Annotated in this window: 4 protein-coding genes, 5 tRNA genes and 2 rRNA genes; 1 reads left to right on the top strand and 10 read right to left on the bottom strand. The window is 40.3% G+C overall.

The window, feature by feature from the left end; all coding sequences use genetic code 11:
• The 5 genes from CKY02_RS22310 to CKY02_RS22290 form a co-directional block, all read right to left on the bottom strand.
• The coding region (locus tag CKY02_RS22310) for a GTP-binding protein (protein ID WP_072161945.1) at positions 1-142 on the bottom strand (142 nt) is incomplete at its 3' end.
• 111 nt (positions 143-253) lie between these two features.
• Positions 254-329 (bottom strand) — tRNA-Thr (locus tag CKY02_RS22305).
• A 6-nt stretch (positions 330-335) separates the two neighbouring features.
• Positions 336-410: transfer RNA gene (locus tag CKY02_RS22300), tRNA-Gly, on the bottom strand.
• Between the two features lie 101 nt (positions 411-511).
• A tRNA-Tyr gene (locus CKY02_RS22295) sits at positions 512-596 on the bottom strand.
• Positions 597-611: 15 nt separating this feature from the next.
• Positions 612-687, bottom strand: a tRNA-Thr gene (locus tag CKY02_RS22290).
• A gap of 433 nt (positions 688-1,120) precedes the next feature.
• Between CKY02_RS22290 and coaA the strand changes: the two genes are divergently transcribed.
• On the top strand, positions 1,121-2,071 hold the full coding sequence (gene coaA / locus CKY02_RS22285) for a type I pantothenate kinase (RefSeq protein ID WP_112896936.1): 951 nt from the start codon (positions 1,121-1,123) through the stop codon (positions 2,069-2,071).
• A 43-nt stretch (positions 2,072-2,114) separates the two neighbouring features.
• Here the strand turns inward: coaA and birA are convergent, their stop codons facing one another.
• The 5 genes from birA to rrf (CKY02_RS22260) form a co-directional block, all read right to left on the bottom strand.
• Positions 2,115-3,074 carry a bifunctional biotin--[acetyl-CoA-carboxylase] ligase/biotin operon repressor BirA gene (gene birA, locus CKY02_RS22280; RefSeq protein WP_112896935.1) on the bottom strand — a complete coding sequence of 320 codons (960 nt, stop codon included), beginning with the start codon at positions 3,072-3,074 and terminating at the stop codon, positions 2,115-2,117.
• A complete protein-coding gene (gene murB / locus CKY02_RS22275) occupies positions 3,071-4,096 on the bottom strand; it encodes a UDP-N-acetylmuramate dehydrogenase (RefSeq protein ID WP_112896934.1) in 1,026 nt (341 codons plus the stop codon). Before murB ends, birA begins: the two co-directional genes overlap by 4 nt.
• Before the next feature lie 137 nt (positions 4,097-4,233).
• Positions 4,234-4,349: ribosomal RNA gene (rrf, locus tag CKY02_RS22270) — 5S ribosomal RNA — on the bottom strand.
• A 21-nt stretch (positions 4,350-4,370) separates the two neighbouring features.
• Positions 4,371-4,446: transfer RNA gene (locus CKY02_RS22265), tRNA-Thr, on the bottom strand.
• A 39-nt stretch (positions 4,447-4,485) separates the two neighbouring features.
• Positions 4,486-4,601: ribosomal RNA gene (gene rrf, locus CKY02_RS22260) — 5S ribosomal RNA — on the bottom strand.
• Positions 4,602-4,607: the final 6 nt, after the last annotated feature.

The following is a 4,607-nucleotide window of genomic DNA, read 5'->3' as shown; positions in this document are numbered from 1 at the left end:
CGAATGCACGAGCATTACCACCGTAGGTTTTAGCCAATACAGTAGTGATAGCAGCAGTCAGGGTAGTTTTACCGTGGTCAACGTGGCCGATAGTACCAACGTTAACGTGCGGTTTTGTACGTTCAAACTTTTCTTTAGACATTAGATTGTCCCTCTAAGACACGGAATCGGTGGTTCCACCACATCAACCAAGCAATTGCTCGTTGAATATCGCTTACAGGAATAAAATCGGGAGACAAGGACACTAAGGAAGTGGTGCTGATAGGCAGATTCGAACTGCCGACCTCACCCTTACCAAGGGTGTGCTCTACCAACTGAGCTATATCAGCACATCTTGGAGCGGGCAGCGGGAATCGAACCCGCATCATCAGCTTGGAAGGCTGAGGTAATAGCCATTATACGATGCCCGCATTGAACTCGGCTACCTGACTTTAATCAGCTGTATGTTGATCTCAATATACTTTGCTTTCAGTTAAGTACCAAAAGAATATCAAGATTAAATCTGATTTTTTGGTGGTGGGGGAAGGATTCGAACCTTCGAAGTCTGTGACGGCAGATTTACAGTCTGCTCCCTTTGGCCGCTCGGGAACCCCACCTTTCCAAATTTTTAATGGTGCCGGCACCAAGAATCGAACTCGGGACCTACTGATTACAAGTCAGTTGCTCTACCAACTGAGCTATGCCGGCATCAAGTGCTGCGCATTCTAGGCAGTGTGAACGCTCTATGCAACAAAAAAATTGCTTTCCTTGATTATTCGGTTATAAAACACTCGCTTTCATTCGATTAGCTGTTTTTTTCAATAACTTTAGCTTAAATAATAAACATCTAATTGCCTGCCAACTAAGGAACCGATTACAAGTGCTCGATAAAACTTGATAGGCCACTTTATCTTGAATCATTTAAATTTCCATCATGATAAGCAAACAGCTGAAACTAACATTAAGAAGTAAAACAACTCAATTTTTTACAATTCTGCATTTCTTACAAAAAAAACCGCTAAAAATATAAAAAAGCCTACGCCTGCCGCTCATCAGTCGATATCATGCGATTTATTTTTTGTCGGGTACAGGTTGTTTATTGCAACTTGTCAAACCTGCACAAACAGGCAGATGTTGGTTTATGAATAAAAAAGAACTTTTTTTGGCTACTCCATATTTGCAATTCAATCGTGAACAATGGGCAACCTTACGTGATTCAGTTCCGCTGACATTAACAAAAGAAGAATTAATTGATTTAAAAGGAATTAATGAAGAAATTTCTTTAGAAGAAGTTGTTGAGATTTACCTTCCTTTATCTCGCTTGCTCAATTTTTATATTAGTTCAAATTTACGTCGTCAAGCAGTGCTCGAACAATTTCTAGGTACTGATGGACAAAAAGTCCCTTATATCATAGGAATTGCTGGCAGTGTTGCTGTTGGTAAAAGCACTACTGCACGTCTATTACAAGCTCTGCTGAGTCGTTGGCCTGAACACAGAAGCGTAGAATTAATTACTACAGATGGTTTTCTACATTCTAACAGCGTGCTGAATGAACGTGGACTGATGAAAAAGAAAGGATTCCCACAATCATATGATATGCATAGCTTAGTGAAATTTGTATCTGATATTAAATCGGGCTCTAAACAAGTATCCGCACCAGTATACTCTCATCTTACCTATGATATCGTACCAAATGAGCAAAAATTCATTAAACAACCAGACATTTTGATTCTAGAGGGTTTGAATGTATTACAAAGCGGTATGGATTATCCCCATGATCCACACCATGTATTTGTCTCTGATTTTGTCGACTTTTCTATCTACGTCGATGCACCAGAAAAATTACTCAAAAGTTGGTATATCAGTCGTTTCTTAAAATTCCGCCAAGGTGCCTTTTCCGATCCAGATTCTTATTTCCACAGTTACTCCAAACTATCAGAAGAAGAAGCCATAAATACTGCATCTGATATCTGGCAAGAGATCAATGGACTGAATTTACGACAAAATATTTTACCAACTCGAGAACGTGCAAGCCTAATCATGACAAAAGGTACTAATCACACTATTGAAAGCGTAAGGCTACGTAAGTAAAGATAGTCTCCGAACCCGGAAGACATTTCTCTTCCGGTCATTTTCAACAACCTCTTAAAGAAATCTCTCCGCCGATATATGGGGTTATGACACCATTCTGATCAAGTAACAAAGCACCTTGCTGATTAATACCCCTGGCTATACCATACACTTCCTGACTACCAATAATTAATTTCACCGGCCTATCCATAAAATTATCTAACTCAAACCACCGAGAAACAAATGAAGACAAACCTTCATTTTCAAACTGAATTAGAGCTTTCCTTAGATCAAGTATTATTTCTACAGCCAATTTATTACGATCAACTTGAATTCCTTCCTGCAACAAATTAATCCATTGCTGATTAATAGGTTCTTCGTCCTTATGATCCATCGAAATATTTATACCCGCACCTATTACAACCTGAGCAGCATCACCAGTATTTCCTATTAGTTCAACTAAGATTCCCGCTAATTTCTTATCATCAAGATATAAATCATTTGGCCATTTTACCCTAATTCTATCAGCGCCAAATCGATGCAATACTTCAGCAATAACAATGCCAACAACCAAACTCAATCCAATTGCAGCAGCAGGTCCTTGCTCAAGGTGCCAATACATAGATAAATAAAGATTTTTACCAAAGGGCGAAACCCATTTCCTTCCACGCCGCCCTCTGCCAGCATACTGGTACTCTGCAACACAAGCATCCCCTGATTTCAATTCAGATAAACGTTCAAGCAAATACTGATTAGTCGAATCAATAACTGGCAAAACAGTTATACGATCCTGAGGTAAGTATTGCAAAATAGTAGACTCATCAAGTAGCTGCATAGGTGCCATAAGGCTATAACCCTTGCCAGGAGTTGTTTCTAGTTCAATTCCCCATTCACGAATTGTCTGTATATGTTTATTAATTCCAGCCCTACTCATCCCTAAATATTGTCCCAACTGTTGACCAGAATGAACTTCACCGTCAGACAAAATCTTAATCAACTGTAACGGCACGGTTATATCTTTCATGAAATACATTCCACAGCATCAATTTCGCCTTTAGAACCAATAAAACGAACCTCAGGTTCAAGTAATACACCAAACTTACTTATCACTTGCCGGCGAATGTAAGCAGCCAATAAGACTACATCCTTACCTGTAGCATTTTCCTGATTTATCAATACTAGAGCTTGTCTAAGATGCACAGATGCACCTCCAATACGATAACCTTTTAAATTACAACGTTCAATGAGCCAAGCTGCCGCTAATTTAAACATCCCATTCGTGTAAGGATATTGGGGACTATCAGGGTAATTTTCTTTAATTTTTGCCGCAACTTCCGCACTGACAATTGGGTTTTTGAAGAAACTCCCCGCGTTTCCTGTTATTGCAGGATCAGGCAATTTACTGGTACGCATTGCACATACTGAATCAAAAATCTGCTGAGGAGTTACATTATCTTTCGACAGCCTAGTTAAATCACCGTAGTTCAATATCGGCCGCCAATTCTTCTTCAACAATAATCCTACAGAAATAATAGAATAATTTGCTTTATATTTATGCTTAAAAACACTATCCCGATATCTAAACTGACATTCACCAACACTAAGACGCGTTTGCTCCCCAGTTTCTAGATTAAGAACATCTACATATTCACACACATCTCTAAATTCAATACCATATGCACCAATATTTTGAATTGGTGCTGCACCAGAGCAACCAGGAATTAAAGCCAAATTCTCTAATCCATAGATTTGATTTTTAAGAGAATGGCAGACTAATTCGTGCCAATTTTCTCCCGCCCCTACATGTAAATGCCATGATTCATCTGTCTCCCGCTGTTGAATCCCCATAATTCTATTCAGAATCACAGTTCCTTCAAAATTTGCAGTAAATAAGACATTACTTCCTCCACCAAGCAGTAATGCAGGTTGTTTTTCGCTTTTGGCTTTCTGCCATAAAGCTAATAAGGACTCGGCAGATTCAGCTATATCTAAACGTTTAGCATAGGCTGATAACCCAAAGGTATTAAACTCTTTAAGAGAAAGCATTCACTCAACACTCAATAAAGCTATTTAATAAGTAGTTTATCAGCTATAGGCGTGGAAAACAGTTGGAAAACTAAGTTAGTTCTTTGTTAAATGCAAAAAGGCCACCCCTTTGGATGGCCTTTTTGTCTCAAAATAAGGTCTGGCAGTTCCCTACTCTCACATGGGGAGACCCCACACTACCATCGGCGCTACGGCGTTTCACTGCTGAGTTCGGCATGGGGTCAGGTGGGACCACCGCGCTATCGCCGCCAGACAAATTCTTTATTCGTTATCATGGTGCTGATACCCAGATTCGAACTGGGGACCTCACCCTTACCAAGGGTGTGCTCTACCAACTGAGCCATATCAGCAATGGTTGCCCAAACTCACTGTTGGCGCAAAAAATTAAAGCCTGGCAGTTCCCTACTCTCACATGGGGAGACCCCACACTACCATCGGCGCTACGGCGTTTCACTGCTGAGTTCGGCATGGGGTCAGGTGGGACCGCCGCGCTATCGCCGCCAGGCATATT

The sequence above is a fragment of the Photorhabdus bodei genome, from assembly GCF_003287735.1.
In the GTDB taxonomy this organism is placed as follows: Bacteria; Pseudomonadota; Gammaproteobacteria; order Enterobacterales; family Enterobacteriaceae; genus Photorhabdus; species Photorhabdus kayaii.
Note: the sequence above shows the minus strand (reverse complement) of the source record. Positions and strands in the feature narration are given on the sequence as shown.